Here is a 25,634-nt window from a genome sequence, read left to right on the forward strand (position 1 = left end):
AGCTAAGGAGCGACGATGGCCCAGACCCAGACTTTCAATGGCCGCAGACGCGTACGCAAGTTCTTCGGAAAGATCCCGGAAGTTGCGGAGATGCCGAACCTGATCGAGGTTCAGAAGGCATCCTACGACCAGTTCCTGATGGTGGACGAGCCCAAGGGCGGCCGTCCCGATGAGGGACTGCAGGCCGTTTTCAAGTCGGTCTTCCCGATCTCCGATTTTTCCGGCTCCTCGATGCTGGAGTTCGTGAAGTACGAGTTCGAAGGACCGAAATTCGACGTTGACGAATGCCGTCAGCGCGACCTGACCTACGCCGCGCCGCTGAAGGTGACGCTGCGCCTCATCGTGTTCGATATCGACGAGGATACCGGCGCGAAGTCGATCAAGGACATCAAGGAGCAGGACGTCTACATGGGCGACATGCCGCTCATGACGTCCAACGGCACCTTCATCGTCAACGGCACCGAGCGCGTCATCGTCTCGCAGATGCACCGCTCGCCGGGCGTCTTCTTCGACCATGACAAGGGCAAGTCGCACTCGTCGGGCAAGCTCCTGTTTGCCGCGCGCGTCATTCCCTATCGCGGCTCGTGGCTCGACATCGAGTTCGACTCCAAGGACGTCGTGCACGCCCGCATCGACCGCCGGCGCAAGATCCCGGTGACGTCGCTGCTGATGGCGCTCGGCATGGACGGCGAGGAGATCCTGTCGACCTTCTACAACAAGATCACCTACAAGCGCGCCGGCGATCACTGGCGCATTCCCTTCAACGTCGAGCGCTTCCGCGGACTCAAGGCCGTCGGCGACCTCGTCGATGCCGACACCGGCGAGATCGTCGTCGAGGCCGGCAAGAAGATCACCGCGCGCCAGGCCCGCCAGCTCGGCGAAAAGGGCCTGAAGGCGATCAAGGCGACTGACGAGGATCTGCTCGGCAACTACCTCGCCGAGGACATCGTCAACTACGCCACCGGCGAGATATTCCTCGAGGCCGGCGACGAGATCGACGACAAGACGCTGAAGGTGCTGCTCGGCACCGGCGAGCAGGAAATCCAGATCCTCGACATCGACCACGTCAATGTCGGCGCCTACATCCGCAACACGCTCGCCGTCGACAAGAACGAGAGCCGGCAGGACGCGCTGTTCGACATCTACCGCGTCATGCGCCCGGGCGAGCCGCCGACGCTCGAGACCGCCGAAGCCATGTTCAACTCGCTGTTCTTCGACAGCGAACGCTATGACCTGTCGGCCGTCGGCCGCGTCAAGATGAACATGCGCCTCGAGCTCAAGGCCGAGGATACGGTGCGTGTGCTGCGCAAGGAAGACATCCTGGCCGTGGTCAAGACGCTGGTGGAACTGCGCGACGGCAAGGGCGAGATCGACGACATCGACAATCTCGGCAACCGCCGCGTGCGCTCGGTCGGCGAGCTGATGGAAAACCAGTACCGCGTCGGCCTGCTGCGCATGGAGCGCGCGATCAAGGAACGCATGTCCTCGATCGAGATCGACACGGTGATGCCGCAGGACCTGATCAACGCCAAGCCGGCGGCCGCCGCCGTGCGCGAGTTCTTCGGTTCCTCGCAGCTGTCGCAGTTCATGGACCAGACCAACCCGCTGTCGGAGATCACCCACAAGCGCCGCCTTTCGGCGCTTGGACCGGGCGGTCTGACGCGTGAGCGCGCCGGCTTCGAGGTGCGCGACGTGCATCCGACGCATTACGGCCGCATCTGCCCGATCGAGACGCCGGAAGGCCCGAATATCGGTCTGATCAACTCGCTGGCGACCTTCGCGCGCGTCAACAAGTACGGCTTCATCGAGAGCCCGTACCGCAAGATCGTCAACGGCAAGCTGACCAACGAGGTCGTCTACCTGTCGGCGATGGAAGAAGCCAAGCACCATGTCGCGCAGGCCAACGCCGAGCTCGACAAGAATGGCGGCTTCGTTGACGAATTCGTCATCTGCCGCAACGCCGGCGAAGTGATGATGGCGCCGCGCGAGAACGTCGACCTGATGGACGTGTCGCCGAAGCAGATGGTTTCGGTGGCGGCGGCGCTCATCCCGTTCCTCGAGAACGACGACGCCAACCGCGCGCTGATGGGCTCGAACATGCAGCGTCAGGCCGTGCCGCTGGTGCGCGCCGAGGCGCCGTTCGTCGGCACCGGCATGGAGCCGATCGTCGCCCGTGACTCGGGCGCCGCCATCGGCGCCCGCCGCGGCGGCATCGTCGACCAGGTGGACGCGACGCGTATCGTCATCCGCGCCACGGAAGATCTCGATCCCGGCAAGTCCGGCGTCGACATCTACCGGCTGATGAAGTTCCAGCGTTCGAACCAGAACACCTGCATCAACCAGCGTCCGCTGGTGCGCATGGGCGACCGCGTCAACAAGGGCGACATCATCGCCGACGGTCCGTCGACCGAGCTCGGCGATCTGGCGCTCGGCCGCAACGTGCTGGTCGCGTTCATGCCGTGGAACGGCTATAACTACGAGGACTCGATCCTCTTGTCCGAGCGCATCGTCGCCGACGACGTCTTCACCTCGATCCACATCGAGGAGTTCGAGGTCATGGCGCGCGACACCAAGCTCGGGCCGGAGGAAATCACGCGCGACATTCCGAACGTTTCGGAAGAAGCGCTGAAGAACCTCGACGAAGCCGGCATCGTCTACATCGGCGCTGAAGTGCAGCCGGGCGACATCCTGGTCGGCAAGATCACGCCGAAGGGCGAAAGCCCGATGACGCCGGAAGAGAAGCTCTTGCGCGCCATCTTCGGTGAAAAGGCTTCCGACGTGCGCGACACTTCGATGCGCATGCCTCCAGGAACCTTCGGCACGGTCGTCGAAGTGCGCGTCTTCAACCGCCACGGCGTGGAGAAGGACGAGCGCGCCATGGCGATCGAGCGCGAGGAGATCGAGCGCCTGGCCAAGGACCGCGACGACGAGCAGGCGATCCTCGATCGCAACGTCTATTCGCGCCTATCCGACATGCTTGTCGGCAAGGATGCGATCGCCGGGCCGAAGGGCTTCAAGAAGGGCTCGAAACTGTCGAAGGACACGCTTGACGAGTATCCGCGCTCGCAGTGGTGGCAGTTCGCGGTGGAGAACGAAAAGCTCCAGAGCGAACTGGAAGCCCTGCGCGGCCAGTACGACGACTCCAAGAAGGCGCTCGAGCAGCGCTTCATGGACAAGGTCGAGAAGGTGCAGCGCGGCGACGAGATGCCTCCGGGCGTCATGAAGATGGTCAAGGTCTTCGTGGCGGTGAAGCGCAAGATGCAGCCGGGCGACAAGATGGCCGGCCGTCACGGCAACAAGGGTGTCGTGTCGCGTATTGTTCCGGTCGAGGACATGCCGTTCCTCGAGGACGGCACGCATGCCGATATCGTGCTCAACCCGCTGGGTGTGCCGAGCCGCATGAATGTCGGCCAGATCCTGGAGACGCATCTGGGCTGGGCTTGCGCCGGCATGGGCAGGAAGATCGGCGAGTTGATCGATGCGTACAAGGCGGGTGGCGACATCAAGCCGCTGCGCAAGACGCTGGAAAGCTTCATGCCTTCCAACGACCGCAACGAGCCGATCCGCGAGTATGACGACGAGAGCATCATTCGCCTGAGCGAGCAGATGCGCCGTGGCGTCTCCATCGCGACCCCGGTGTTCGACGGCGCGCATGAGGCCGACATCAACACCATGCTGGAGCAGGCTGGCCTGCACACCAGCGGTCAGTCGCAGCTCTATGACGGCCGCACCGGCGAGCCGTTCGATCGCAAGGTGACGATGGGCTACATCTACATGCTCAAGCTTCACCACCTGGTGGACGACAAGATCCACGCGCGTTCGATCGGTCCATACTCGCTGGTCACCCAGCAGCCGCTGGGCGGCAAGGCGCAGTTCGGCGGCCAGCGCTTCGGCGAAATGGAGGTCTGGGCGCTGGAAGCCTATGGCGCCGCCTACACGCTGCAAGAGATGCTGACGGTGAAGTCGGACGACGTCGCCGGACGCACCAAGGTCTATGAAGCGATCGTCAGAGGCGACGACACGTTCGAGGCCGGTATCCCCGAGAGCTTCAACGTTCTCGTCAAGGAGATGCGGTCGCTCGGCCTCAATGTCGAACTGGAGAACACCAAGTTCGACGACGCGCCGGTGCAGCTGCCCGACGCTGCCGAGTAAGGCTATGGCGCGCCGCGCAAGGTCGCGGCGCGCCGATCAAATTCCTCGGCCGGTGGGCCGACCAGTCTGCGGGCATTCGGCCCGCGTTAGATGCAAGGGGTTTTCGAGGACCCCGAAAAGGAGAACGGCATGAACCAAGAGGTCATGAATCTCTTCAACCCCCAGGCGCCGGCGCAGGTGTTCGATTCCATCCGGATATCGCTCGCCAGCCCTGAGAAGATTCTGTCCTGGTCGTTCGGCGAGATCAAGAAGCCGGAGACCATCAACTACCGCACCTTCAAGCCGGAGCGTGACGGCCTGTTCTGCGCGCGCATTTTCGGTCCGATCAAGGACTATGAATGCCTGTGCGGCAAGTACAAGCGCATGAAGTACAAGGGCGTCATCTGCGAGAAGTGCGGCGTCGAAGTCACGCTGTCGCGCGTGCGCCGCGAGCGCATGGGCCATATCGAGCTCGCCGCGCCCGTCGCCCATATCTGGTTCCTGAAGTCGCTGCCCTCGCGCATTGGCACGCTGCTCGACATGACGCTGAAGGACATCGAGCGCGTCCTCTACTTCGAGAACTACATCGTCACCGAGCCTGGCCTGACCGCGCTGAAGGAGCACCAGCTGCTCAGCGAGGAAGAGTACATGATCGCCGTCGACGAATATGGCGAGGATTCGTTCACCGCCATGATCGGCGCAGAGGCCATTCACGACCTGCTGGCCGGCATGGATCTGGAGAAGATCGCCGGCGACCTGCGTTCGGAACTGGCTTCGACCACCTCCGAACTCAAGCAGAAGAAGTTCCTGAAGCGGCTCAAGGTCGTCGAGAACTTCATGGAGTCGGGCAACCGTCCGGAATGGATGATCATGAAAGTGGTTCCGGTGATCCCGCCGGACCTGCGCCCGCTCGTCCCGCTGGACGGCGGCCGTTTCGCGACGTCCGACCTCAACGATCTCTATCGCCGCGTCATCAACCGCAACAACCGCCTCAAGCGGCTGATCGAGCTGCGTGCGCCCGGCATCATCGTGCGCAATGAAAAGCGCATGCTGCAGGAAGCGGTCGATGCCCTGTTCGACAACGGCCGCCGCGGCCGCGTCATCACCGGCGCCAACAAGCGTCCGCTGAAGTCGCTGTCCGACATGCTGAAGGGCAAGCAGGGCCGGTTCCGCCAGAACCTGCTCGGCAAGCGCGTCGACTATTCCGGCCGCTCGGTCATCGTGACCGGCCCGGAGCTCAAGCTGCATCAGTGTGGCCTGCCGAAGAAGATGGCGCTCGAACTGTTCAAGCCCTTCATCTACGCCCGCCTTGACGCCAAGGGTTTCTCCTCGACCGTCAAGCAGGCCAAGAAGCTGGTGGAGAAGGAGCGTCCGGAAGTCTGGGATATCCTGGACGAGGTCATCCGCGAGCATCCGGTGCTGTTGAACCGCGCTCCGACGCTGCACCGCCTCGGCATCCAGGCGTTCGAGCCGACCCTGATCGAAGGCAAGGCGATCCAGCTGCATCCGCTGGTCTGCACGGCCTTCAACGCCGACTTCGACGGCGACCAGATGGCCGTTCACGTTCCGCTGTCGCTGGAAGCGCAGCTCGAAGCCCGCGTGCTGATGATGTCGACCAACAACATCCTGCACCCGGCATCCGGCGCGCCGATCATCGTGCCGTCGCAGGACATGGTTCTCGGTCTCTACTATCTCTCGATCGTCAACCAGAACGAGCCGGGCGAGGGCATGGTGTTCGCCGACATGGGCGAGCTCCAGCACGCGCTGGAGACCAAGGCGGTGACGCTGCACGCCAAGATTAAGGGCCGCTTCCGCTCGGTCGATGCCGAAGGCAATGTCGTGTCGAAGATCTATGACACCACGCCCGGCCGCATGATCATCGGCGAGCTGCTGCCGAAGAACGTCAACGTGCCCTACGAGACCGCCAACCAGGAGATGACCAAGAAGAACATCTCCAAGATGATCGACACCGTCTACCGCCATTGCGGTCAGAAGGAGACGGTCATTTTCTGCGATCGCATCATGGCGCTCGGCTTCGCGCATGCCTGCCGCGCCGGCATCTCGTTCGGCAAGGACGACATGCTGATCCCGGACACCAAGATCAAGCTGGTGTCCGAGACCGAGGCTTTGGCCAAGGAATACGAGCAGCAGTACAATGACGGCCTGATCACCCAGGGCGAGAAGTACAACAAGGTCGTCGATGCCTGGGCCAAGTGCTCGGAAAAGGTCGCCGACGAGATGATGGCCCGCATCAAGGCCGTCGAGTTCGAGGACAACGGCCGTCAGAAGCCGATGAACTCGATCTACATGATGTCGCATTCGGGTGCGCGCGGTTCGCCCACCCAGATGCGCCAGCTCGCCGGCATGCGCGGCCTGATGGCCAAGCCGTCGGGCGAAATCATCGAGACGCCGATCATCTCGAACTTCAAGGAAGGCCTCACCGTGCTCGAGTACTTCAACTCGACCCACGGCGCCCGCAAGGGTCTGGCCGACACCGCTCTGAAGACGGCGAACTCGGGTTACCTCACCCGTCGTCTCGTCGACGTGGCGCAGGACTGCATCGTCAACTCGCTCGACTGCGGCACCGACAAGGGCCTCACCATGCAGCCGATCGTCGATGCCGGCCAGATCGTCGCTTCGATCGGCCAGCGCGTGCTCGGCCGCACTGCGCTCGACGACATCAACCATCCGGTCTCCGGCGAAGTGCTGGTCAAGGCCGGCAAGCTGATGGACGAACGCGACGTTGAGCAGATCGAGAAGGCCGGCGTGCAGTCGGTGCGCATCCGCTCGGCGCTGACCTGCGAGGTCAGGACCGGCGTCTGCGCGGTCTGCTACGGACGCGACCTCGCCCGCGGCACCCCTGTCAACCAGGGCGAGGCCGTCGGTGTCATCGCGGCGCAGTCGATCGGCGAGCCGGGCACGCAGCTCACCATGCGTACCTTCCACATGGGCGGCACGGCACAGGTGGTGGACTCTTCGTTCCTCGAAGCCTCCTATGAAGGCAAGGTCGAGATCCGCAACCGCAACGTGGTGCGCAACTCCGACGGGCAGCAGATGGTCATGGGCCGCAACATGGCGGTGCTGATCCTCGACGAGGCCGGCAAGGAACGCGCCACGCACCGCGTTGCCTACGGCTCGCGCCTCTTCGTGGACGATGGCGACAAGGTGAAGCGCGGCCAGCGCATCGCCGAGTGGGATCCCTATACCCGCCCGATCCTCACCGAAATCGAGGGCAAGGTGGCGTTCGAGGATCTGGTCGACGGCATTTCCGTCCAGGAAACGGCCGACGAATCGACCGGCATCACCAAGCGCGAGGTCATCGACTGGCGTTCGACGCCGCGCGGCAACGACCTGAAGCCGGCGATCATCGTGCACGACGCCAAGGGCAAGGTCGGCAAGCTGTCGAAGGGCGGCGATGCCCGCTTCCTGCTCTCGGTCGAGGCAATCCTCTCGGTCGAGCCGGGCGCGCATGTCCGTCCCGGCGACGTGCTGGCGCGTATTCCGATGGAAAGCGCCAAGACCAAGGACATCACCGGCGGTCTGCCGCGTGTTGCCGAACTGTTCGAGGCACGTCGTCCGAAGGATCACGCCATCATCGCCGAGATCGATGGCACGGTCCGCTTCGGCCGCGACTATAAGAACAAGCGCCGTATCATCATCGAGCCGCATGACTCGACGCTCGAGCCGGTCGAATACCTGATCCCGAAGGGCAAGCCGTTCCATCTCCAGGACGGCGACGTCATCGAGAAGGGCGACTACATCCTCGACGGCAACCCGGCGCCGCACGACATCCTGGCGATCAAGGGCGTGGAGGCGCTTGCCTCCTACCTCGTCAACGAGATCCAGGAGGTCTACCGCCTGCAGGGCGTGTCGATCAACGACAAGCACATCGAGGTGATCGTTCGCCAGATGCTGCAGAAGGTCGAGATCACCACGCAGGGAGACTCGACCTACATTCCGGGCGACCACGTCGACGTGATCGAGCTGGAAGAGGTCAACGAGCGGCTGATCGAGGACGGCAAGAAGCCAGCCGAAGGTCAGCCGGTGCTGCTCGGCATTACCAAGGCATCGCTGCAGACGCCGTCCTTCATTTCGGCCGCTTCCTTCCAGGAGACGACCAGGGTGCTGACCGAAGCGGCGGTTGCCGGCAAGACCGACATGCTGCAGGGCCTGAAGGAAAACGTCATCGTCGGCCGGCTGATCCCGGCCGGCACCGGCGGCACGATGAGCCAGATCCGGCGCATCGCCACCTCGCGCGACGAGTTGATCATCGACGAGCGCCGCAAGGCCTCGGGCGTCGAGGTCGCCGAGCCGATGCTGACCGACATGGTCACCGCCGCGCAGTAAGCGCGGGATGAGAAGAGAAGATGGAAAGGGGCCCTATGTGGCCCCTTTTCGCATTTGGGCCATGAGGAACTATGATGAGCAAGAAGACCTGGACGGCCGTCGACGACTACATCGTTGCTTCCCTGTTCGAGGCGGATCCCGTGCTTGACGCGGTGCTCACGGCAAACCGCAATCAGGGTTTGCCGGCGATCGATGTCTCCGCCGCGCAGGGCAAGCTATTGTCGCTGCTGGTGCGCATCCGCGGCGCGAGGAAGATTCTCGAAATCGGCACGCTTGGCGGCTACTCGACAATCTGGATGGCGCGGGGACTGCCCGTTGATGGAAAGGTCGTGACGCTGGAGCTCGATCCGCACCATGCCAGGGTCGCACGCTCGAATTTCGAGCGGGCAGGGGTGTCAGACCGGATCGATCTGCGCATCGGTCCAGCGCTTCAATCGCTCGCCGCGCTGAGTGGCGAAAACGCGGGTCCGTTCGATCTGGTCTTCATCGACGCCGACAAGCCGAACAATCCGAATTATCTCGACTGGGCAATGAAGCTGTCACGGCCTGGAACGGTCATCGTCTGCGACAACGTCATTCGTGACGGCGCTGTGGTGCAGGAAGATAGCGGCGACGCCAATGTCGAAGGCGCACGCGCGGCGTTCTCGTTCATTGGGGGCGAGAGGCGACTGGACGGCACCGCCATCCAGACCGTCGGCGCCAAGGGCTATGACGGCTTTGCGATAGCGATCGTCGAGTGAAGGGGTTGGACAGATGGACGAGGCGGCTCTTTGGGACCTGATCAACGCGGGGCGAGAGCGCATGAATCTTGCGCAGAGAAGACTCTGGGACGTGTTCGGCATCGACCGGAGCTATGGACGCATCGCTCTCCGGCAGGGGACGACCGGCGCGTTTGGGTGGTCGCGTTGATCGGCCGAAGCGTGATTTCCTACAATGAATTCGAATACGGCTTCGACCGCTCGCATTTCGTCCGGTATGGCGAGATTGCCGAGCTTGGCTGGGGGCACGACGACCTTGAGGTTGCCGTTCAACACGTTCTGAACAAGGTGGAGCGCGGAGATCGAACCGCGCCCATCGTTTCTGAACCTCGGCCAGGAGCACATCCCGTTCGAAGACGATAGGATAACGGCGGGAAGGTTCTCAGTTTAGCTCAATCGAAGAACGCCTCGACCACGTTGCGCTTGCCGAGCATGAAGGCGTCGGCGACGTGCTGTAACGGCGCGAGATCGACGTCGGACGTCCCGGCGCGAACGATCTCGGCGAAGCGCTGGTAGAGCATCGGATATTCAGCTTCCGGCTCGTCGTGGACGATCTTGCCGTCGATGGCGAGCTTGGCGCCGCCGCCTGAAAGCACAATCTTGCCCTTGTCGGTCTCGGCCAGGATGTCCCAGCTCTGCGGACCGGTCTGCAGCCAGTCGAGCTCCATCGTCACCGGCACTCCATTCGAGGTGCGGAAGGCGACATGCGCGGCAACCGGCGATGCGCGATTCTCCGGAAAATCGAGAACCGCCGAGGTAATGAACATCGCCGGCAGGATGTGGGTGGCGATCGACAGCGCGTTGATGCCCGGATCGAAGACGCCAAAGCCGCCCGGCGCCCAGATCCATTCCTGGTTCGGGTGCCAGCGGCGCACGTCTTCCTTCCAGATGATCGCCGCCGAGCTGATCCTGGCCGAGGCCAGGAACTCGCGCGCGGCCTCGACCGCCGGCGCGTAGCGTGAGTGCCAACTGGCGAAGAGAGAAACGCCATGCTTGCCGGCGATCCTCTTCAGGTCCTCGACCTCGCTGACGGTGGCGCCCGGCGGCTTCTCCAGGAAGACATGCTTCCCGGCTTCGAGCGCTGCGCGCGCGGCATCGTAACGGAACTGGGGCGGCATGCAGAGCGAGACGGCGTCGAGGTCCGGCACGGCGTCGAGCATTGCCTCGATGGTCGGAAAGTTCGGGATGCCGTCGACCTTGCCGTGCCGGCTGGCGGCGGCGATGAGCTGGTAGTCGCTGTCTTTCGCCAGGGCCGGAAGATGCTGGTCGCGGACGATCTTGCCCACGCCAACGATGCCGAGCTTGATGGGACCTTTGTTCGAGGGCATGGGAACTCCGAGGATTTGGAAAGGTGGGTGTTTCTAAGCAGGGAAGTGACGCCGGGCAAGCCGGCGCCGATCGTCAGATCGGCTCGTCGAACGTGATGATCGACACTTCGCCTTCGAGCGCGCCCTGGTAGGCCGACAGATGCGGCTCGTCATCGGGCGCGCCGTCCATGTCGCCGATCTGGTCGAGTTCGGCCTCGGCATAGCCTTCCGCGGCGAGCGAATCGAGCGCCTTGCGCACCGCCGAATCGTCGTCGGGCGCCACAAGCATCACATGGACGCCTTCCGGCTTGCCGCCTTTCTTCTTCCAGACACGGCCGGTGATGATGGTGACCGGGCGTTCCTCATTGTCGTTCACGGGCTGATTCCTCTCGGCAAAGGGCGGGGCAAGGGCATTTCTGCGGCTCGTGCCGCCTTTTGGCATGAAGCATGGGCCGGCGACAGCCAAAAGCCGGTCACTTTCTTCCTCGCCCTTGCAAAAAGACGCAAGAAAATTACATGCGTTTTTCGCATGGCTGCCAAGCCCCGGTTCGCGCGCAATATTTGCCAGCGCGGGGTTGACGGTTCGAAGGGTTGCGAGTAGAAGCCGCCCAGTCAGAACCGATGTGAGGCTTTCCTTTTCGAGGCGACACGCCTTGGAGTTTGCCTCAAACAGGGTTCGTTTTACGAGCGAAAAGACATTTCCGGCGCGCATGAAGCGGTTTCCGCTTCCTCTGCAATTTGTTCGGGCAAGACCGCGAGGCGCGGTGTGTTGCCCGAATTTGCGTATGGAAACGACGCTTTGAGCGGCCCTGACCGGGCAAGACACGGAATTGAGAGACAAGAGGGTTTAATGCCTACCGTCAACCAGCTGATCCGCAAGCCGCGCCTGGCGCCGGTGAAGCGCAACAAGGTCCCGGCCATGCAGCAGAACCCGCAGAAGCGGGGCGTCTGCACGCGCGTCTACACCACGACGCCGAAGAAGCCGAACTCGGCGCTGCGCAAGGTGGCCAAGATCCGCCTGACCAATGGTTTCGAGGTGATCGGCTACATCCCGGGCGAAGGCCACAACCTGCAGGAACACTCCGTGGTCATGATCCGCGGCGGCCGCGTCAAGGACCTTCCGGGTGTGCGCTACCACATCATCCGCGGCGTGCTCGATACCCAGGGCGTCAAGAACCGCAAGCAGCGCCGTTCGAAATACGGTGCCAAGCGTCCGAAGTAAGGTTTTCCGGCTTCGGCGCTTTTTTTGACTGCGCCGGGCCATGAGAGATTGAGAGACAAAAGCCATGTCCCGTCGTCACAGTGCAGAAAAGCGTGAGATCAATCCGGACCCGAAGTTCGGCGACCTGATCGTCACCAAGTTCATGAACGCCGTCATGTATGACGGCAAGAAGTCGGTTGCCGAGACCATCGTCTACGGCGCGCTGGACCAGGTCCAGGCCAAGACCAAGCAGGAGCCGGTCACCGTCTTCCATCAGGCGCTCGACAATGTCGCGCCGCATGTGGAAGTGCGCTCGCGCCGCGTCGGCGGCGCCACCTACCAGGTTCCGGTCGACGTGCGCCCCGAGCGCCGCCAGGCACTGGCCATCCGCTGGCTGATCACCGCGGCGCGCAATCGCAACGAGACCACCATGATCGACCGCCTCTCGGGCGAGCTGATGGACGCGGCCAACAACCGTGGCACGGCCGTGAAGAAGCGTGAAGACACCCACAAGATGGCAGAAGCCAACCGCGCCTTCGCGCACTACCGCTGGTAAAGCGCGAACGAGACTGAGAGGCACCTACCATGGCCCGCGAATACAAAATCGAAGACTACCGCAATTTCGGTATCATGGCGCATATCGACGCCGGCAAGACGACGACGACCGAGCGCGTCCTGTACTACACGGGCAAGTCGCACAAGATCGGCGAAGTCCATGACGGCGCTGCCACCATGGACTGGATGGAGCAGGAGCAGGAGCGCGGCATCACCATCACGTCCGCCGCGACCACGACCTTCTGGAAGGGCCGTGACGGCAAGATGCACCGCTTCAACATCATCGACACTCCCGGACACGTCGACTTCACCATCGAGGTCGAGCGTTCGCTGCGCGTGCTCGACGGCGCCATCGCGCTGCTCGACGCCAATGCCGGTGTCGAGCCGCAGACGGAGACCGTCTGGCGCCAGGCCGACAAGTACCACGTGCCGCGCATGATCTTCTGCAACAAGATGGACAAGATCGGCGCCGACTTCTACCGCTCGGTCGAGATGATCGGCTCGCGCCTCGGCGCGCAGGCCGTCGTCATGCAGCTGCCGATCGGCGCCGAGACCGAGTTCAAGGGCGTCGTCGATCTCGTCGAGATGAACGCGCTGGTCTGGCGCGACGAGACGCTGGGCGCCGCCTGGGACGTCGTCGAGATCCCGGCCGACCTCAAGGCTCGCGCCGAGGAATACCGCGAGAAGATGATCGAAGCCGCCGTCGAGATGGACGAGACCGCGCTCGAGAACTACCTCGAAGGCAAGATGCCGTCGAACGACGAGATCCGCGCGCTGATCCGCAAGGGCACCATCGCGGTCAAGTTCTTCCCGATGTTCTGTGGCTCGGCCTTCAAGAACAAGGGCGTGCAGCCGCTGCTCGACGCCGTCGTCGAATACCTGCCGTCGCCGGCCGACGTTCCCGCCATCAAGGGCGTCGATGCCAAGACCGACGCCGAGATCGAGCGTCACGCGGACGACAACGAGCCGCTGTCGATGCTGGCCTTCAAGATCATGAACGACCCGTTCGTCGGCTCGCTCACCTTCGCCCGCATCTATTCGGGCAAGCTCGCCAAGGGCGTCTCGCTCGACAACACCGTGAAGGGCAAGAAGGAGCGCATCGGCCGCATGCTGCAGATGCATGCGAATTCGCGCGCCGACATCGAAGAGGCTTACGCCGGCGACATCGTCGCTCTGGCCGGCCTCAAGGACACCACCACCGGCGACACGCTCTGCGATCCGCTGCACCCGGTCATCCTCGAGCGCATGGAATTCCCCGATCCGGTCATCCAGATCGCCATCGAGCCGAAGACCAAGAACGACCAGGAGAAGATGGGCCTTGCCCTGCATCGCCTGGCGGCTGAGGATCCGTCCTTCCGCGTCAAGACCGACGAGGAAAGCGGCCAGACCATCATCGCCGGCATGGGCGAGTTGCACCTCGACATCATCGTCGACCGTATGCGTCGCGAGTTCAAGGTCGAAGCCAATATCGGCGCGCCGCAGGTGGCCTATCGCGAGACGATCACCCGCACGCATGAGCAGGACTACACGCACAAGAAGCAGACGGGCGGTACCGGTCAGTTCGCCCGCGTCAAGATCCTGTTTGAGCCGGACCAGGAAGGCGGCGACTTCAAGTTCGAGTCGAAGATCGTCGGCGGCGCGGTGCCGAAGGAATACGTCCCCGGCGTCGAGAAGGGCATCAACAGCGTGCTGTCGTCCGGTCCGTTCGCTGGCTTCCCGATGATCGGCGTCAAGGCGACGCTCATCGACGGTGCCTTCCACGACGTCGACTCCTCGGTGCTCGCCTTCGAAATCGCCGGCCGCGCCTGCTTCCGTGAAGCTGCGCCGAAGCTCGGCGTGCAGTTGCTCGAGCCGATCATGAAGGTCGAGGTCGTGACGCCGGAAGACTACGTCGGCAGCGTCATCGGCGACCTCAACGGCCGCCGTGGCCAGATCCAGGGCCAGGAAGCGCGCGGCGTGGCCGTCGTCATCAATGCGATGGTGCCGCTCGCCAACATGTTCAAGTACGTCGACAATCTGCGTTCGATGTCGCAGGGCCGCGCCCAGTACACGATGCAGTTCGACCACTACGAGCCGGTTCCGACCGCGGTCGCCCAGGAAGTCCAGAAGAAATACGCGTAACTCGAGCGGGTTGCACGAGACCTTAATTCAAGCCCCGCACGGGCAAGCAGGAATGGAGACATCACATGGCAAAAGGTAAATTCGAGCGCACCAAGCCGCATGTGAACATTGGCACGATCGGCCACGTCGATCATGGCAAGACGTCGCTGACGGCGGCGATCACGAAGTATTTTGGCGAATACAAGCGCTATGACCAGATCGACGCGGCGCCGGAAGAGAAGGCGCGTGGCATCACCATTTCGACGGCGCACGTCGAATACGAGACGGCCAACCGCCACTATGCCCACGTCGACTGCCCCGGCCACGCCGACTATGTGAAGAACATGATCACCGGCGCGGCGCAGATGGACGGCGCGATCCTGGTCGTTTCGGCCGCCGACGGCCCGATGCCGCAGACGCGCGAGCACATCCTGCTCGCCCGCCAGGTCGGCGTGCCGTCGATCGTGGTGTTCCTGAACAAGGTCGACCAGGTCGACGACGCCGAGCTGCTTGAGCTGGTCGAGCTCGAGGTTCGCGAGCTCCTGACCAAGAACGAGTTCCCCGGCGACGACATTCCGATCGTCAAGGGCTCGGCGCTGGCGGCGCTTGAGGACTCCAACAAGACCATCGGCGAGGACGCGATCCGCGAGCTGATGGCGCAGGTCGACGCCTACATCCCGACGCCGGTGCGTCCGCTGGACAAGCCGTTCCTGATGCCGATCGAGGACGTGTTCTCGATCTCGGGCCGCGGCACGGTTGTGACCGGCCGCGTCGAGCGCGGCGTGGTCAAGGTCGGCGAGGAACTGGAGATCGTCGGCATCCGTCCGACGACCAAGACGACCTGTACGGGCGTCGAGATGTTCCGCAAGCTGCTCGACCAGGGCCAGGCCGGCGACAACATCGGCGCGCTGCTGCGCGGCGTCGACCGTGAGGGCGTCGAGCGCGGCCAGGTTCTGGCCAAGCCGGGTTCGGTGAAGCCGCACAAGAAGTTCGTGGCCGAAGCCTACATCCTGACCAAGGACGAGGGCGGCCGCCACACGCCGTTCTTCACCAACTACCGTCCGCAGTTCTACTTCCGCACCACTGACGTGACCGGCATCGTGACGCTGCCGGCCGGCACCGAGATGGTGATGCCTGGCGACAACATCACGGTCGACGTCGAGCTGATCGTGCCGATCGCCATGGAAGAGAAGCTGCGCTTCGCCATCCGTGAAGGCGGCCGCACCGTCGGTGCCGGCATCGTCGTCACCATCAAAGAATAATTGGACTTAAACCGATCTGTCGCGGGCGCGGAAGTTGCCCGCGCCGCGCCAGAACAAGGAAGTGACGCATGAACGGACAGAATATCCGCATCCGCCTTAAGGCGTTTGATCACCGCGTGCTCGACGCCTCGACGCGGGAGATCGTGTCGACGGCCAAGCGCACCGGCGCCAACGTCCGCGGCCCCATTCCGCTGCCGACGCGGATCGAAAAGTTCACGGTCAACCGGTCGCCTCACGTCGACAAGAAGAGCCGCGAGCAGTTCGAGATGCGCACGCACAAGCGTCTGCTCGATATCGTCGATCCGACCCCGCAGACGGTCGATGCTTTGATGAAGCTCGACCTCGCCGCCGGTGTCGACGTCGAGATCAAGCTCTAAGGAACAAGAGGCGCGGGGCGACCCGGAACTCTGAAGGAACAAGAGGCGTGGAGGGGCGACAGCCCCGACAGGGAACTCTAAAGGAATTGAACCGATGCGTTCAGGTGTGATTGCAAAGAAGGTGGGAATGACCCGCATCTATAACGATGCCGGGGAACATGTTCCCGTCACCGTTCTCCAGATGGAGAATTGCCAGGTCGTGGCGCAGCGCACGCAGGAGAAGAACGGCTACACCGCCGTCCAGCTCGGCGTTGGCCTTGCCAAGGTAAAGAACACGTCGAAGGCGATGCGCGGCCATTTCGCCGCCGCTTCCGTCGAGCCGAAGGCGAAGCTCGCCGAATTCCGCGTCTCCGCCGACAACATGATCGACGTTGGCGCCGAGATCACCGTCGAGCACTTCGTCGCCGGCCAGAAGGTCGACGTCACCGGCACCTCGACCGGCAAGGGTTTCCAGGGCGTGATCAAGCGGCACAACATGGGTGGTGGCCGCGCCACGCACGGTAACTCGGTCTCGCACCGCACGCACGGCTCGACCGGCCAGCGCCAGGACCCCGGCAAGGTGTTCAAGGGCAAGAAGATGGCCGGCCACATGGGTGACGTTCGCGTCACCACGCAGAACGTCGAGGTCGTCTCGACCGACGCCGACCGCGGCCTGATCCTGATCCGCGGCGCGGTTCCCGGCGTCAAGGGCGCCTGGATCCTGGTCCGCGACGCGGCCAAGGTCGCGCTGCCGGCCAATGCGCCGAAGCCTGCCGCGATCCGCGCTGGCGCCGCCAAGAATGAAGCCCCGGCTACCGAGGGAGCGGAATAATGGACCTCAAAATCACAACGCTGGGCGGCAAGGACGCCGGCAAGGTGAAACTCTCCGAGGAGATTTTCGGCCTTGATCCGCGCGAGGACATCCTGCAGCGCGTCGTGCGCTGGCAGCTGGCCAAGAAGCAGCAGGGCACGCACAAGGCCAAGGGCCGCGCCGAGATCGCGCGCACCGGCGCCAAGATGTACAAGCAGAAGGGTACGGGCCGCGCCCGCCACCATTCGGCTCGCGCCCCGCAGTTCCGCGGCGGCGGCAAGGCGCACGGCCCGGTCGTGCGCAGCCACGAGCACGACCTGCCGAAGAAGGTGCGCGCGCTCGGCCTCAAGCATGCTCTGTCGGCGAAGGCCAAGAGCGCGTCGATTATCATCGTTGACGAGCTGAAGCTGACCGAGGCCAAGACCAAGGCGCTGGTCGCGAATTTCGAGACGCTTGGCCTGACCAACGCGCTCGTCATCGGCGGCGCCGAGCTCGACCAGAACTTCAAGCTGGCGGCGACCAACATTCCGAACATCGACGTGCTGCCCATCCAGGGCATCAACGTCTACGACATTCTGCGCCGCGGCACGCTGGTCCTTTCCAAGGCCGCCGTCGAGGCTCTCGAGGAGCGCTTCAAATGACCGACCTTCGTCACTACGACGTGATCGTCTCGCCGGCGATCACCGAAAAGTCGACCATGGCTTCCGAGCAGAACCAGGTCGTCTTCAACGTCGCCAAGAAGGCGTCGAAGCCGGAAATCAAGGCCGCCGTCGAAGCCCTCTTCGGGGTCAAGGTTACGGCCGTGAACACGCTTGTCCGCAAGGGCAAGATCAAGCGCTTCCGCGGCACGATCGGCCGCCAGGGCGACGTCAAGAAGGCGGTTGTGACGCTGGCCGACGGCCAGTCGATCGACGTCGCGACGGGTCTCTGAGCAAGGCCGCGAGGACAGGACAATGGCACTCAAGAAATTCAACCCGGTAACGCCGAGCACCCGCCAGCTGGTCATCGTCGACCGCTCGGGCCTCTACAAGGGCAAGCCCGTGAAGGGCCTGACCGAAGGCCTGACCAAGTCGGGCGGCCGCAACAATTACGGCCGCATCACCGCCCGCTTCATCGGCGGCGGTCACAAGCGTTCGTACCGCATCATCGACTTCAAGCGCCGCAAGTTCGACGTCGTCGGCACGGTGGAGCGGATCGAATACGATCCGAACCGCACCGCCTTCATCGCGCTGATCAAGTATGACGACGGCGAGCTGTCCTACATCATCGCCCCGCAGCGCCTTGCCGCCGGCGACAAGATCGTGGCAGGCGAAGCGGTCGACGTGAAGCCGGGCAATGCGATGCCGTTGGCCTCGATGCCGGTCGGCACGATCGTCCACAACATCGAGCTGAAGCCGGGCAAGGGCGGCCAGGTCGCCCGTTCGGCGGGCGGTTACGCCCAGCTCGTCGGCCGCGACCAGGGCATGGCGATCCTGCGCCTCAACTCGGGCGAGCAGCGCGTCGTGCACGGTTCCTGCATGGCGACCGTCGGCGCGGTGTCGAACCCCGACCACGGCAACATCAATGACGGCAAAGCCGGCCGCACCGTGTGGCGCGGCAAGCGTCCGCACAATCGCGGCGTGGCCATGAACCCGGTCGATCACCCGCACGGCGGCGGCGAAGGCCGCACCTCGGGTGGCCGTCATCCGGTTTCGCCCTGGGGCAAGCCGACCAAGGGCAAGAAGACGCGGTCCAACAAGGCGACCGACAAGTTCATCGTGCGCTCGCGCCATCAGCGCAAGAGCTAAGAAGAGGTAACGCCAAGTGACTCGTTCGATTTGGAAAGGCCCCTTCATCGACGGCTACCTTCTCAAGAAGGTGGACAAGGTTCGTGAAGGCGGTCGCAATGAGGTGATCAAGATGTGGAGCCGTCGCTCCACCATCCTGCCGCAGTTCGTCGGCTTCACCTTCGGTGTCTACAACGGCCAGAAGCATGTTCCCGTCTCCGTGAACGAGGACATGGTCGGTCACAAGTTCGGTGAATTCGCTCCGACCCGGACCTATTACGGTCACGGCGCGGATAAGAAGGCGAAGAGGAAATAATCATGGGCAAGGCCAAAGCTCCGCGCAGGCTTGCTGACAACGAGGCGCGCGCCGTTCTGCGCACGATCCGTATCAGCCCGCAGAAGCTGAACCTGGTTGCCGCGCTGATCCGCGGCAAGAAGGTCGCGACAGCGCTTTCCGACCTCGAATTCTCGGCCAAGCGGATTTCCGGCACGGTCAAGAAGACGCTGGAATCGGCGATCGCCAACGCGGAAAACAACCACGACCTCGACGTCGACGCGCTGATCGTGGCGGAAGCCTATGTCGGCAAGTCGATCGTCATGAAGCGGTTCCACGCTCGTGGCCGTGGCCGCGCCAGCCGTATCGAAAAGCCGTTCTCGCACCTCACGATCGTCGTTCGTGAAGTCGAGGAAAAAGGGGAGGCCGCATAATGGGCCAGAAAGTCAATCCGATCGGGCTGCGTCTCGGCATCAACCGCACCTGGGATTCGCGCTGGTTCGCGAACACCGGCGAGTACGGCCAGCTGCTGCATGAGGACATCAAGATCCGCAAGTATCTTGAGAAGGAACTCAAGCAGGCCGCCATCTCCAAGGTCGTGATCGAGCGTCCGCACAAGAAGTGCCGCGTCACCATCCACGCGGCGCGTCCGGGCCTGATCATCGGCAAGAAGGGCGCCGACATCGAGAAGCTTCGCAAGAAGCTGATGGAGATGACGAAGTCCGAGACGCACCTCAACATCGTCGAGGTGCGCAAGCCGGAGATCGACGCCACGCTGATCGCGCAGTCGATCGCCCAGCAGCTGGAGCGCCGCATCGCGTTCCGCCGCGCCATGAAGCGCGCCGTTCAGTCGGCGATGCGTCTCGGCGCCGAGGGCATCCGCATCAACTGCTCGGGTCGTCTGGGCGGCGCCGAAATCGCGCGCATGGAATGGTACCGCGAAGGCCGCGTGCCGCTGCATACGCTGCGCGCCGATGTCGACTACGGCACGGCCGAGGCGAACACCGCTTACGGCATCTGCGGCGTCAAGGTCTGGGTGTTCAAGGGCGAGATCCTCGAGCACGACCCGATGGCGTCGGAACGCCGGGCCACCGAGGGCGATCATGCGCATGGCGGCAGCGCCGGTGGTGAGCGCGAGCGCGGTCGCCGTCGCGAAAACGCCTGAGACATTTGAGAATTTGGAGTTAGAACGATGCTGCAGCCAAAGCGCACAAAGTTCCGCAAGCAGTTCAAGGGCCGCATCCACGGTACCGCCAAGGGCGGCACCAATCTGGATTTCGGCGGTTTCGGGCTGAAGGCGCTTGAGCCGAACCGCGTCACCGCGCGCGAGATCGAGGCGGCCCGCCGCGCGATCACCCGCGAGATGAAGCGCGCCGGCCGCGTCTGGATCCGGGTGTTCCCGGATCTGCCGGTCACCTCGAAGCCGACCGAAGTGCGTATGGGTAAAGGCAAGGGCGCCGTCGACTATTGGGCGGCGCGCGTCAAGCCTGGCCGCATCATGTTCGAGATCGACGGCGTCAGCGAAGAGACGGCGCGCGAGGCGCTGCGCCTCGGCGCGGCGAAGCTCTCGGTCAGGACGCGCTTCGTACAGCGCATCGCAGAATAAGGACGGGCCGATCATGAAAGCCGAAGACATCCGGACCAAGACCCAGGACCAGCTGACCGACGACCTGGCCAGCCTGAAGAAGGAGCAGTTCAACCTGCGCTTCCAGAAGGCCACCGGTCAGCTCGAGAAGACCGCGCGCGTGAAGCAGGTCCGCAGGGACATAGCGCGCATCAAGACCATCGCTGCGGAAAAGTCCGCGGCCAAGAAGGCTTAAGGACGAAAACCATGCCAAAGCGCATTCTGCAGGGCACCGTCGTCAGCGACAAGAATGAGAAGACGGTCGTCGTCAAGGTCGAACGGCGCTTCACGCATCCCGTGATGAAGAAGACCGTGCGCATGACCAAGAAGTACAAGGCGCACGACGAGAACAACGCCCACAAGATCGGCGATCAGGTGTTCATCCAGGAATCGAAGCCGATTTCCAAGGACAAGCGCTGGATCGTCGTGTCTTCGGACCAGGCGTAAACAAACGAATTTTGGACAGACCGGGGAGGGGCTTCGAGCCTGTCCCGTTAGAAAAGAAGAAGGCGGCCAGTCATGATTCAGATGCAAACAAACCTCGACGTCGCGGATAATTCCGGCGCCCGTCGTGTCATGTGCATCAAGGTGCTGGGCGGCTCGAAGCGGAAATACGCCTCTGTCGGCGACATCATCGTGGTGTCGATCAAGGAAGCCATTCCGCGCGGCCGCGTGAAGAAGGGCGATGTGATGAAGGCGGTCGTTGTTCGCACGGCCAAGGACATCCGACGCCCGGACGGCAGCGTGATCCGTTTCGACAAGAACGCGGCTGTTCTCGTCGACAACAAGAAAGAGCCGATCGGCACGCGTATCTTCGGACCGGTTCCGCGCGAACTTCGCGCCAAGAACCACATGAAGATCATCTCGCTCGCGCCTGAAGTGCTGTAAGGAGCCGGACCAATGCAGAAGATCAGAAAAGGCGACAAGGTCGTCGTGCTTGCCGGCAAGGACAAGGGCCGTTCGGGCGAAGTCCTGTCGGTGCAGCCGAAGGAAGACACCGCGCTGGTGCGCGGCGTCAACCTGATCCGCCGTCACCAGAAGCAGACCCAGTCCCAAGAGGGCGGGATCATCACCAAGGAAGCGCCGATCCACCTGTCGAACATCGCGCTGGCCGACCCCAAGGACGGCAAGCCGACCCGCGTCGGTTTCACCATCCAGAAGGACGGCAAGAAGGTGCGCGTCGCCAAGCGTTCGGGAGAAGTCATCAATGGCTAAGGCTGAAACCAAGCAGGCGGCTGCCAAGAACGAGCCGCGCCTCAAGAAGGTCTATAACGAGACCATCCGCAAGGCGCTGCAGGAGCAGTTCGGCTACGACAACGACATGCAGGTTCCGCGCCTCGACAAGATCGTGCTGAACATGGGCGTCGGCGAGGCGACCGGCGATTCGAAGAAGCCTTCGGTCGCGGCCGAGGACCTCGCGATGATCGCCGGCCAGAAGGCCGTCGTCACCCGCGCCCGCAACTCGATCGCCGGGTTCAAGGTGCGCGAGAACATGCCGATCGGCGCCAAGGTCACGCTGCGCAAGGAACGCATGTACGAGTTCCTCGATCGCCTCGTGAACATCGCGCTGCCGCGAGTCCGCGACTTCCGCGGGCTGAACCCGAAGAGCTTTGACGGCCGTGGCAACTATGCCATGGGCATCAAGGAACACATCGTGTTCCCGGAGATCAACTACGACAAGGTTGATCAGGTCTGGGGCATGGACGTCATCGTTTGTACGACGGCGAAGACGGACGACGAAGCCAGGGCTCTGCTCAAGGCTTTCAACTTCCCCTTCCGCCAGTAACGGCAGCGAAAAAGGAAAAATCTGAAATGGCAAAGACCAGCTCAGTCGAGAAGAACAACAGGCGCCGGAAGCTTGCGGACCAATATGCCGCCAAGCGCAAGGCACTGAAGGCCATCGTCATGGATCAGTCCAAGCCGATGGAAGAGCGTTTCCGCGCCCAGTTGAAGCTGTCGGCACTGCCGCGCAACTCGGCCAAGATCCGCATCCGCAACCGCTGCGAAGTCACCGGCCGCCCGCGCGCCTACTATCGCAAGCTCAAGGTTTCGCGTATCGCGCTTCGCGATCTTGGCAACAACGGCCAGATCCCGGGCCTGGTCAAGTCGAGCTGGTAAGGAGGACATTGAGATGTCATTGAGCGATCCTCTCGGCGATATGCTGACCCGCATCCGCAACGCCTATGGCCGTAAGAAGTCGAGCGTCTCGACCCCGGCTTCGCGTCTGCGCACCCGCGTCCTCGACGTGCTGAAGGCAGAAGGCTATATCCGCGACTACAGCCAGACCGACTTCGAGAACGGCAAGTCCGAAATCGAGATCGAGCTGAAGTATTTCGACGGCGCGCCGGTCGTGCGCGAAATCGCCCGTGTCTCGAAGCCGGGCCGCCGCGTCTATGTCTCGGCCAAGTCGATCCCGCAGGTCGCCAACGGCCTCGGTATCGCCATCCTTTCGACGCCGAAGGGCGTGATGGCCGACCACGAAGCGCGCGAGCAGAACGTCGGCGGTGAAATCCTCTGCCAGATCTTCTGATCTGGCGCGTGATATCGAAAGCGGTATCCGGTTTTCGGGAATGCTCGAAAACTGGACCCTGAACCTAGAGAAGTGACGAGGACAACAAAATGTCTCGTATTGGAAAGAAACCCGTTTCGCTGCCGCAGGGCGTGACCGCGACCGTCAACGGCCAGACCGTGACGGCGAAGGGCCCCAAGGGTGAGCTGAAGTTCGTGGTCAACGACGAAGTGCTGGTCAAGCTGGAAGGCACCGAGATTGCCGTCCAGCCGCGCGACCAGACAAAGACCGCCCGCGCCAAGTGGGGCATGTCGCGCACGCAGATCGTCAACATCCTGCAGGGTGTGAAGGACGGCTTCGAGAAGCGGCTCGAGATCACCGGCGTCGGTTATCGCGCCGCCATGCAGGGCAAGAACCTGCAGCTTGCGCTTGGCTTCAGCCATGACGTGGTCTACGAGACCCCGCAGGGCATCACCATCACGGTGCCGAAGCCGACGGAAATCACGGTCACCGGCATCGACAAGCAGCAGGTCGGGCAAGTTGCCGCCGAGATCCGCGAGTACCGCGGTCCCGAGCCCTACAAGGGCAAGGGCGTGCGCTACGCCGGCGAGAAGATCGTCCGCAAGGAAGGCAAGAAGAAGTAATCATCGCAACGCCGCGGGGCGCGACCGCGGGAGGCATCTTCGCCTACCGCACAGGGTTGCCCCCGTTTTCTGAAGGCAAGGAACAGTACCATGGGCTCGAAAGAATCCACCCAGCGCCGCGCTCAGCGCGTGCGTCGCCAGATCAAGAAGGTTGCGGGCGAGCGTCCGCGTCTCTCGGTCCATCGCACCTCGAAGAACATCTACGTCCAGGTCATCGACGACGCCAAGGGCCATACGCTGGCCGCCGCCTCGACGCTGGAGAAGGACCTCAAGGGTTCGCTCAAGACAGGCGCCGACACCGCAGCTGCCGCGGCTGTCGGCAAGCTGATCGCCGAGCGCGCCTCGAAGGCCGGTGTCAAGGAAGTCGTCTTCGACCGTGGCCCGTACATCTATCACGGCCGCGTCAAGGCGCTGGCCGAGGCCGCCCGCGAAGGTGGTCTGAGCTTCTGATTTTTCACCGCCGGCGACCCGAAAGCGGCGCCGGCATTGCAGCAACCGTGCTTCCGGAAAAGAACAAGGAACAGGATATGGCACAGGAACGTAGGGAAGGCGGCCGCGGCCGCGAGCGTGAGCGCGAAGAGCGCGACGACGGCATGGTGGACAAGCTCGTCCACATCAACCGCGTCGCCAAGGTGGTGAAGGGCGGCCGGCGTTTCGGCTTTGCCGCTCTCGTCGTCGTCGGCGACCAGAAGGGCCGCGTCGGCTTCGGCCACGGCAAGGCGCGCGAAGTGCCGGAAGCGATCCGCAAGGCGACCGAGTCGGCCAAGCGCGACATGATCTTCGTGCCGCTGCGCTCGGGGCGCACGCTGCATCACGACGTCGAGGGCCGCTGGGGCGCCGGACGCGTTCTGCTGCGCGCCGCCAAGCAGGGTACCGGCATCATCGCCGGCGGCCCGATGCGCGCCGTCTTCGAGACGCTCGGCATGCATGACGTGGTCGCCAAGTCGATGGGTTCGTCGAACCCCTACAACATGGTTCGCGCCACCTTCGACGCGCTGAAGAGCCAGATGCATCCGAAGGATGTGGCTGCCGCGCGCGGCATCAAGTACTCGACCCTTCAGGCCCGCCGCGGCACCGCCGTCGCGGCTGAAGAATAGTCGACGCTGACCAGGGATCCAGACCATGGCCAAGAAAGCTACCAAGACCATCACCGTCGAGCAGATCGGCTCGCCGATCCGCCGGCCGAAGGAGCAGCGCGCCACGCTGGTCGGCCTCGGCCTCAACAAGATGCACAAGCAGCGCACGCTGGAAGATACGCCTTCCGTGCGCGGCATGATCGCTGCCGTCCAGCATCTCGTCCGCGTCGTGGACGAGGGCTGAGCAGAAGCGCAGGAGAACGAAGATGAAACTCAACGATCTGCGTGACAAGGACGGCGCCACGCACTCCAAGAAGCGTCTGGGCCGCGGCATCGGCTCCGGCTCGGGCAAGACAGGCGGCCGCGGCGTCAAGGGCCAGAAGGCACGCTCGGGTGTGGCCATCAACGGCTTCGAGGGCGGCCAGATGCCGCTTTACCGGCGCCTGCCGAAGCGCGGCTTCAACAACCTGTTCGGCAAGAGCTTCACCGTCGTGTCGCTGGCCCGCATCCAGGCCGCGCTCGACGCAAAGAAGCTCGACGCCAAGGCGACGGTGACGGCCGAGGCCCTCATCGCGGCCGGCGTCATCCGCCGCGCCAAGGACGGCGTGCGCATTCTGTCCGACGGCGACCTCAAGGCGAAGCTCGCCTTCGACGTGGCCGGTGCCTCCAAGGCCGCGATCGAGAAGATCGAGAAGGCCGGCGGCTCGGTGAAGGTGCCGGAAAAGGCCGCCGCAGAGTAACGGCGATTTAAAGCGCAGATGGCACGAGTGAAGCCAGGTTTTACCGTCCTTCGCGCCTTGATCTGATCAATTAGGCGGCCGCGTCAACGCGGCCGCTTGCATGTTTACGGTCCGGAGCTTATCTCGTGAGCTTCGGTGACACGCGCCGCCTGAGCTGCGGGCATCGAGCGTGA

The 25,634-nt window shown here is 63.4% G+C and carries 30 protein-coding genes; 28 read left to right on the top strand and 2 right to left on the bottom strand.

What is annotated here, in order from left to right:
- Nucleotides 1-15: 15 nt before the first annotated feature.
- The 3 genes from rpoB to EJ073_RS03280 all read left to right on the top strand — a co-directional run bounded on the left by rpoB (nt 16) and on the right by EJ073_RS03280 (nt 9,218).
- A complete protein-coding gene (gene rpoB / locus EJ073_RS03270) occupies nt 16-4,152 on the top strand; it encodes a DNA-directed RNA polymerase subunit beta (RefSeq protein WP_126054426.1) in 4,137 nt (1,378 codons plus the stop codon).
- Nucleotides 4,153-4,281: 129 nt separating this feature from the next.
- Complete coding sequence (gene rpoC, locus EJ073_RS03275) at nt 4,282-8,478, top strand: DNA-directed RNA polymerase subunit beta' (RefSeq protein WP_126054427.1); 4,197 nt, start codon at nt 4,282-4,284, stop codon at nt 8,476-8,478.
- Between the two features lie 74 nt (nt 8,479-8,552).
- Nucleotides 8,553-9,218, top strand: coding sequence for an O-methyltransferase (locus tag EJ073_RS03280; protein WP_126054428.1), 666 nt, complete (start codon nt 8,553-8,555; stop codon nt 9,216-9,218).
- A 410-nt stretch (nt 9,219-9,628) separates the two neighbouring features.
- On the opposite strand, the gene EJ073_RS03285 is transcribed toward EJ073_RS03280, so the two are convergent.
- Both EJ073_RS03285 and EJ073_RS03290 read right to left on the bottom strand, forming a co-directional pair.
- Nucleotides 9,629-10,564 (bottom strand): Gfo/Idh/MocA family oxidoreductase, encoded by a 936-nt coding sequence (locus EJ073_RS03285; RefSeq protein ID WP_126054429.1) that lies wholly within the window; start codon nt 10,562-10,564, stop codon nt 9,629-9,631.
- 73 nt (nt 10,565-10,637) lie between these two features.
- Nucleotides 10,638-10,919 (bottom strand): transcriptional regulator, encoded by a 282-nt coding sequence (locus EJ073_RS03290; protein WP_126054430.1) that lies wholly within the window; start codon nt 10,917-10,919, stop codon nt 10,638-10,640.
- A gap of 474 nt (nt 10,920-11,393) precedes the next feature.
- Between EJ073_RS03290 and rpsL the strand changes: the two genes are divergently transcribed.
- The 25 genes from rpsL (at nt 11,394) to rplO (ending at nt 25,461) form a co-directional block, all read left to right on the top strand.
- Nucleotides 11,394-11,765 carry a 30S ribosomal protein S12 gene (rpsL, locus tag EJ073_RS03295; protein ID WP_006202128.1) on the top strand — a complete coding sequence of 124 codons (372 nt, stop codon included), beginning with the start codon at nt 11,394-11,396 and terminating at the stop codon, nt 11,763-11,765.
- A 64-nt stretch (nt 11,766-11,829) separates the two neighbouring features.
- Entirely contained in the window at nt 11,830-12,300 is a 471-nt protein-coding gene (gene rpsG / locus EJ073_RS03300; protein ID WP_126054431.1) for a 30S ribosomal protein S7, read from the top strand.
- A gap of 29 nt (nt 12,301-12,329) precedes the next feature.
- Nucleotides 12,330-14,420: an elongation factor G gene (fusA, locus tag EJ073_RS03305; protein WP_126054432.1), complete on the top strand. Its 2,091-nt coding sequence runs from the start codon at nt 12,330-12,332 to the stop codon at nt 14,418-14,420.
- A 65-nt stretch (nt 14,421-14,485) separates the two neighbouring features.
- Entirely contained in the window at nt 14,486-15,661 is a 1,176-nt protein-coding gene (gene tuf, locus EJ073_RS03310) for an elongation factor Tu (RefSeq protein ID WP_095805843.1), read from the top strand.
- Nucleotides 15,662-15,729: 68 nt separating this feature from the next.
- On the top strand, nt 15,730-16,038 hold the full coding sequence (rpsJ, locus tag EJ073_RS03315; RefSeq protein ID WP_006205468.1) for a 30S ribosomal protein S10: 309 nt from the start codon (nt 15,730-15,732) through the stop codon (nt 16,036-16,038).
- Nucleotides 16,039-16,132: 94 nt separating this feature from the next.
- Nucleotides 16,133-16,849 carry a 50S ribosomal protein L3 gene (gene rplC / locus EJ073_RS03320; protein WP_126054433.1) on the top strand — a complete coding sequence of 239 codons (717 nt, stop codon included), beginning with the start codon at nt 16,133-16,135 and terminating at the stop codon, nt 16,847-16,849.
- Nucleotides 16,849-17,469 (top strand): 50S ribosomal protein L4, encoded by a 621-nt coding sequence (gene rplD, locus EJ073_RS03325; RefSeq protein ID WP_126054434.1) that lies wholly within the window; start codon nt 16,849-16,851, stop codon nt 17,467-17,469. The genes rplC and rplD overlap by 1 nt, the downstream gene beginning before the upstream one ends.
- Nucleotides 17,466-17,759, top strand: a complete 294-nt coding sequence (locus EJ073_RS03330) for a 50S ribosomal protein L23 (protein WP_126054435.1) — start codon at nt 17,466-17,468, stop codon at nt 17,757-17,759. Before rplD ends, EJ073_RS03330 begins: the two co-directional genes overlap by 4 nt.
- Nucleotides 17,760-17,781: 22 nt before the next feature.
- A complete protein-coding gene (gene rplB / locus EJ073_RS03335; RefSeq protein WP_126054436.1) occupies nt 17,782-18,615 on the top strand; it encodes a 50S ribosomal protein L2 in 834 nt (277 codons plus the stop codon).
- Between the two features lie 16 nt (nt 18,616-18,631).
- Nucleotides 18,632-18,910, top strand: coding sequence for a 30S ribosomal protein S19 (gene rpsS / locus EJ073_RS03340; protein WP_006205463.1), 279 nt, complete (start codon nt 18,632-18,634; stop codon nt 18,908-18,910).
- 2 nt (nt 18,911-18,912) lie between these two features.
- Nucleotides 18,913-19,302, top strand: coding sequence for a 50S ribosomal protein L22 (gene rplV, locus EJ073_RS03345; protein ID WP_006205462.1), 390 nt, complete (start codon nt 18,913-18,915; stop codon nt 19,300-19,302).
- Complete coding sequence (gene rpsC / locus EJ073_RS03350) at nt 19,302-20,033, top strand: 30S ribosomal protein S3 (RefSeq protein ID WP_126054437.1); 732 nt, start codon at nt 19,302-19,304, stop codon at nt 20,031-20,033. The genes rplV and rpsC overlap by 1 nt, the downstream gene beginning before the upstream one ends.
- Nucleotides 20,034-20,060: 27 nt before the next feature.
- Nucleotides 20,061-20,474, top strand: coding sequence for a 50S ribosomal protein L16 (rplP, locus tag EJ073_RS03355; RefSeq protein ID WP_126054438.1), 414 nt, complete (start codon nt 20,061-20,063; stop codon nt 20,472-20,474).
- Between the two features lie 13 nt (nt 20,475-20,487).
- Nucleotides 20,488-20,688, top strand: coding sequence for a 50S ribosomal protein L29 (gene rpmC, locus EJ073_RS03360; protein WP_126042433.1), 201 nt, complete (start codon nt 20,488-20,490; stop codon nt 20,686-20,688).
- A gap of 11 nt (nt 20,689-20,699) precedes the next feature.
- Entirely contained in the window at nt 20,700-20,939 is a 240-nt protein-coding gene (gene rpsQ, locus EJ073_RS03365; RefSeq protein ID WP_126054439.1) for a 30S ribosomal protein S17, read from the top strand.
- Between the two features lie 72 nt (nt 20,940-21,011).
- Entirely contained in the window at nt 21,012-21,380 is a 369-nt protein-coding gene (gene rplN, locus EJ073_RS03370; RefSeq protein WP_006205457.1) for a 50S ribosomal protein L14, read from the top strand.
- Between the two features lie 12 nt (nt 21,381-21,392).
- Nucleotides 21,393-21,707: a 50S ribosomal protein L24 gene (gene rplX / locus EJ073_RS03375; RefSeq protein WP_126054440.1), complete on the top strand. Its 315-nt coding sequence runs from the start codon at nt 21,393-21,395 to the stop codon at nt 21,705-21,707.
- On the top strand, nt 21,700-22,278 hold the full coding sequence (rplE, locus tag EJ073_RS03380) for a 50S ribosomal protein L5 (protein WP_126054441.1): 579 nt from the start codon (nt 21,700-21,702) through the stop codon (nt 22,276-22,278). Before rplX ends, rplE begins: the two co-directional genes overlap by 8 nt.
- A 26-nt stretch (nt 22,279-22,304) precedes the next feature.
- Nucleotides 22,305-22,610 carry a 30S ribosomal protein S14 gene (gene rpsN / locus EJ073_RS03385; protein WP_126054442.1) on the top strand — a complete coding sequence of 102 codons (306 nt, stop codon included), beginning with the start codon at nt 22,305-22,307 and terminating at the stop codon, nt 22,608-22,610.
- A gap of 13 nt (nt 22,611-22,623) precedes the next feature.
- Nucleotides 22,624-23,022, top strand: coding sequence for a 30S ribosomal protein S8 (gene rpsH, locus EJ073_RS03390; RefSeq protein WP_126054443.1), 399 nt, complete (start codon nt 22,624-22,626; stop codon nt 23,020-23,022).
- Between the two features lie 89 nt (nt 23,023-23,111).
- Complete coding sequence (gene rplF / locus EJ073_RS03395) at nt 23,112-23,645, top strand: 50S ribosomal protein L6 (protein WP_126054444.1); 534 nt, start codon at nt 23,112-23,114, stop codon at nt 23,643-23,645.
- Between the two features lie 90 nt (nt 23,646-23,735).
- Nucleotides 23,736-24,095, top strand: coding sequence for a 50S ribosomal protein L18 (rplR, locus tag EJ073_RS03400; protein WP_126054445.1), 360 nt, complete (start codon nt 23,736-23,738; stop codon nt 24,093-24,095).
- A 77-nt stretch (nt 24,096-24,172) separates the two neighbouring features.
- Nucleotides 24,173-24,742 carry a 30S ribosomal protein S5 gene (gene rpsE, locus EJ073_RS03405; protein ID WP_027046810.1) on the top strand — a complete coding sequence of 190 codons (570 nt, stop codon included), beginning with the start codon at nt 24,173-24,175 and terminating at the stop codon, nt 24,740-24,742.
- 25 nt (nt 24,743-24,767) lie between these two features.
- Nucleotides 24,768-24,965, top strand: a complete 198-nt coding sequence (gene rpmD / locus EJ073_RS03410; RefSeq protein WP_006205449.1) for a 50S ribosomal protein L30 — start codon at nt 24,768-24,770, stop codon at nt 24,963-24,965.
- Nucleotides 24,966-24,987: 22 nt separating this feature from the next.
- A complete protein-coding gene (gene rplO, locus EJ073_RS03415) occupies nt 24,988-25,461 on the top strand; it encodes a 50S ribosomal protein L15 (RefSeq protein ID WP_126054446.1) in 474 nt (157 codons plus the stop codon).
- Nucleotides 25,462-25,634: the final 173 nt, after the last annotated feature.

The sequence above is a fragment of the Mesorhizobium sp. M4B.F.Ca.ET.058.02.1.1 genome (assembly GCF_003952505.1).
Taxonomy (GTDB): Bacteria; Pseudomonadota; Alphaproteobacteria; order Rhizobiales; family Rhizobiaceae; genus Mesorhizobium.

Excerpts from the sequence above, each read along its gene's own strand:
- rpoB (WP_126054426.1), top strand. The coding sequence starts at position 16 with ATGGCCCAGACCCAGACTTTCAATGGCCGCAGACGCGTACGCAAGTTC.
- rpoC (WP_126054427.1), top strand. The coding sequence starts at position 4,282 with ATGAACCAAGAGGTCATGAATCTCTTCAACCCCCAGGCGCCGGCGCAG.
- EJ073_RS03280 (WP_126054428.1), top strand. The coding sequence starts at position 8,553 with ATGAGCAAGAAGACCTGGACGGCCGTCGACGACTACATCGTTGCTTCC.
- EJ073_RS03285 (WP_126054429.1), bottom strand. The coding sequence starts at position 10,564 with ATGCCCTCGAACAAAGGTCCCATCAAGCTCGGCATCGTTGGCGTGGGC.
- rpsL (WP_006202128.1), top strand. The coding sequence starts at position 11,394 with ATGCCTACCGTCAACCAGCTGATCCGCAAGCCGCGCCTGGCGCCGGTG.
- rpsG (WP_126054431.1), top strand. The coding sequence starts at position 11,830 with ATGTCCCGTCGTCACAGTGCAGAAAAGCGTGAGATCAATCCGGACCCG.
- fusA (WP_126054432.1), top strand. The coding sequence starts at position 12,330 with ATGGCCCGCGAATACAAAATCGAAGACTACCGCAATTTCGGTATCATG.
- tuf (WP_095805843.1), top strand. The coding sequence starts at position 14,486 with ATGGCAAAAGGTAAATTCGAGCGCACCAAGCCGCATGTGAACATTGGC.
- rpsJ (WP_006205468.1), top strand. The coding sequence starts at position 15,730 with ATGAACGGACAGAATATCCGCATCCGCCTTAAGGCGTTTGATCACCGC.
- rplC (WP_126054433.1), top strand. The coding sequence starts at position 16,133 with ATGCGTTCAGGTGTGATTGCAAAGAAGGTGGGAATGACCCGCATCTAT.
- rplD (WP_126054434.1), top strand. The coding sequence starts at position 16,849 with ATGGACCTCAAAATCACAACGCTGGGCGGCAAGGACGCCGGCAAGGTG.
- EJ073_RS03330 (WP_126054435.1), top strand. The coding sequence starts at position 17,466 with ATGACCGACCTTCGTCACTACGACGTGATCGTCTCGCCGGCGATCACC.
- rplB (WP_126054436.1), top strand. The coding sequence starts at position 17,782 with ATGGCACTCAAGAAATTCAACCCGGTAACGCCGAGCACCCGCCAGCTG.
- rplV (WP_006205462.1), top strand. The coding sequence starts at position 18,913 with ATGGGCAAGGCCAAAGCTCCGCGCAGGCTTGCTGACAACGAGGCGCGC.
- rpsC (WP_126054437.1), top strand. The coding sequence starts at position 19,302 with ATGGGCCAGAAAGTCAATCCGATCGGGCTGCGTCTCGGCATCAACCGC.
- rplP (WP_126054438.1), top strand. The coding sequence starts at position 20,061 with ATGCTGCAGCCAAAGCGCACAAAGTTCCGCAAGCAGTTCAAGGGCCGC.
- rpmC (WP_126042433.1), top strand. The coding sequence starts at position 20,488 with ATGAAAGCCGAAGACATCCGGACCAAGACCCAGGACCAGCTGACCGAC.
- rpsQ (WP_126054439.1), top strand. The coding sequence starts at position 20,700 with ATGCCAAAGCGCATTCTGCAGGGCACCGTCGTCAGCGACAAGAATGAG.
- rplN (WP_006205457.1), top strand. The coding sequence starts at position 21,012 with ATGATTCAGATGCAAACAAACCTCGACGTCGCGGATAATTCCGGCGCC.
- rplX (WP_126054440.1), top strand. The coding sequence starts at position 21,393 with ATGCAGAAGATCAGAAAAGGCGACAAGGTCGTCGTGCTTGCCGGCAAG.
- rplE (WP_126054441.1), top strand. The coding sequence starts at position 21,700 with ATGGCTAAGGCTGAAACCAAGCAGGCGGCTGCCAAGAACGAGCCGCGC.
- rpsN (WP_126054442.1), top strand. The coding sequence starts at position 22,305 with ATGGCAAAGACCAGCTCAGTCGAGAAGAACAACAGGCGCCGGAAGCTT.
- rpsH (WP_126054443.1), top strand. The coding sequence starts at position 22,624 with ATGTCATTGAGCGATCCTCTCGGCGATATGCTGACCCGCATCCGCAAC.
- rplF (WP_126054444.1), top strand. The coding sequence starts at position 23,112 with ATGTCTCGTATTGGAAAGAAACCCGTTTCGCTGCCGCAGGGCGTGACC.
- rplR (WP_126054445.1), top strand. The coding sequence starts at position 23,736 with ATGGGCTCGAAAGAATCCACCCAGCGCCGCGCTCAGCGCGTGCGTCGC.
- rpsE (WP_027046810.1), top strand. The coding sequence starts at position 24,173 with ATGGCACAGGAACGTAGGGAAGGCGGCCGCGGCCGCGAGCGTGAGCGC.
- rpmD (WP_006205449.1), top strand. The coding sequence starts at position 24,768 with ATGGCCAAGAAAGCTACCAAGACCATCACCGTCGAGCAGATCGGCTCG.
- rplO (WP_126054446.1), top strand. The coding sequence starts at position 24,988 with ATGAAACTCAACGATCTGCGTGACAAGGACGGCGCCACGCACTCCAAG.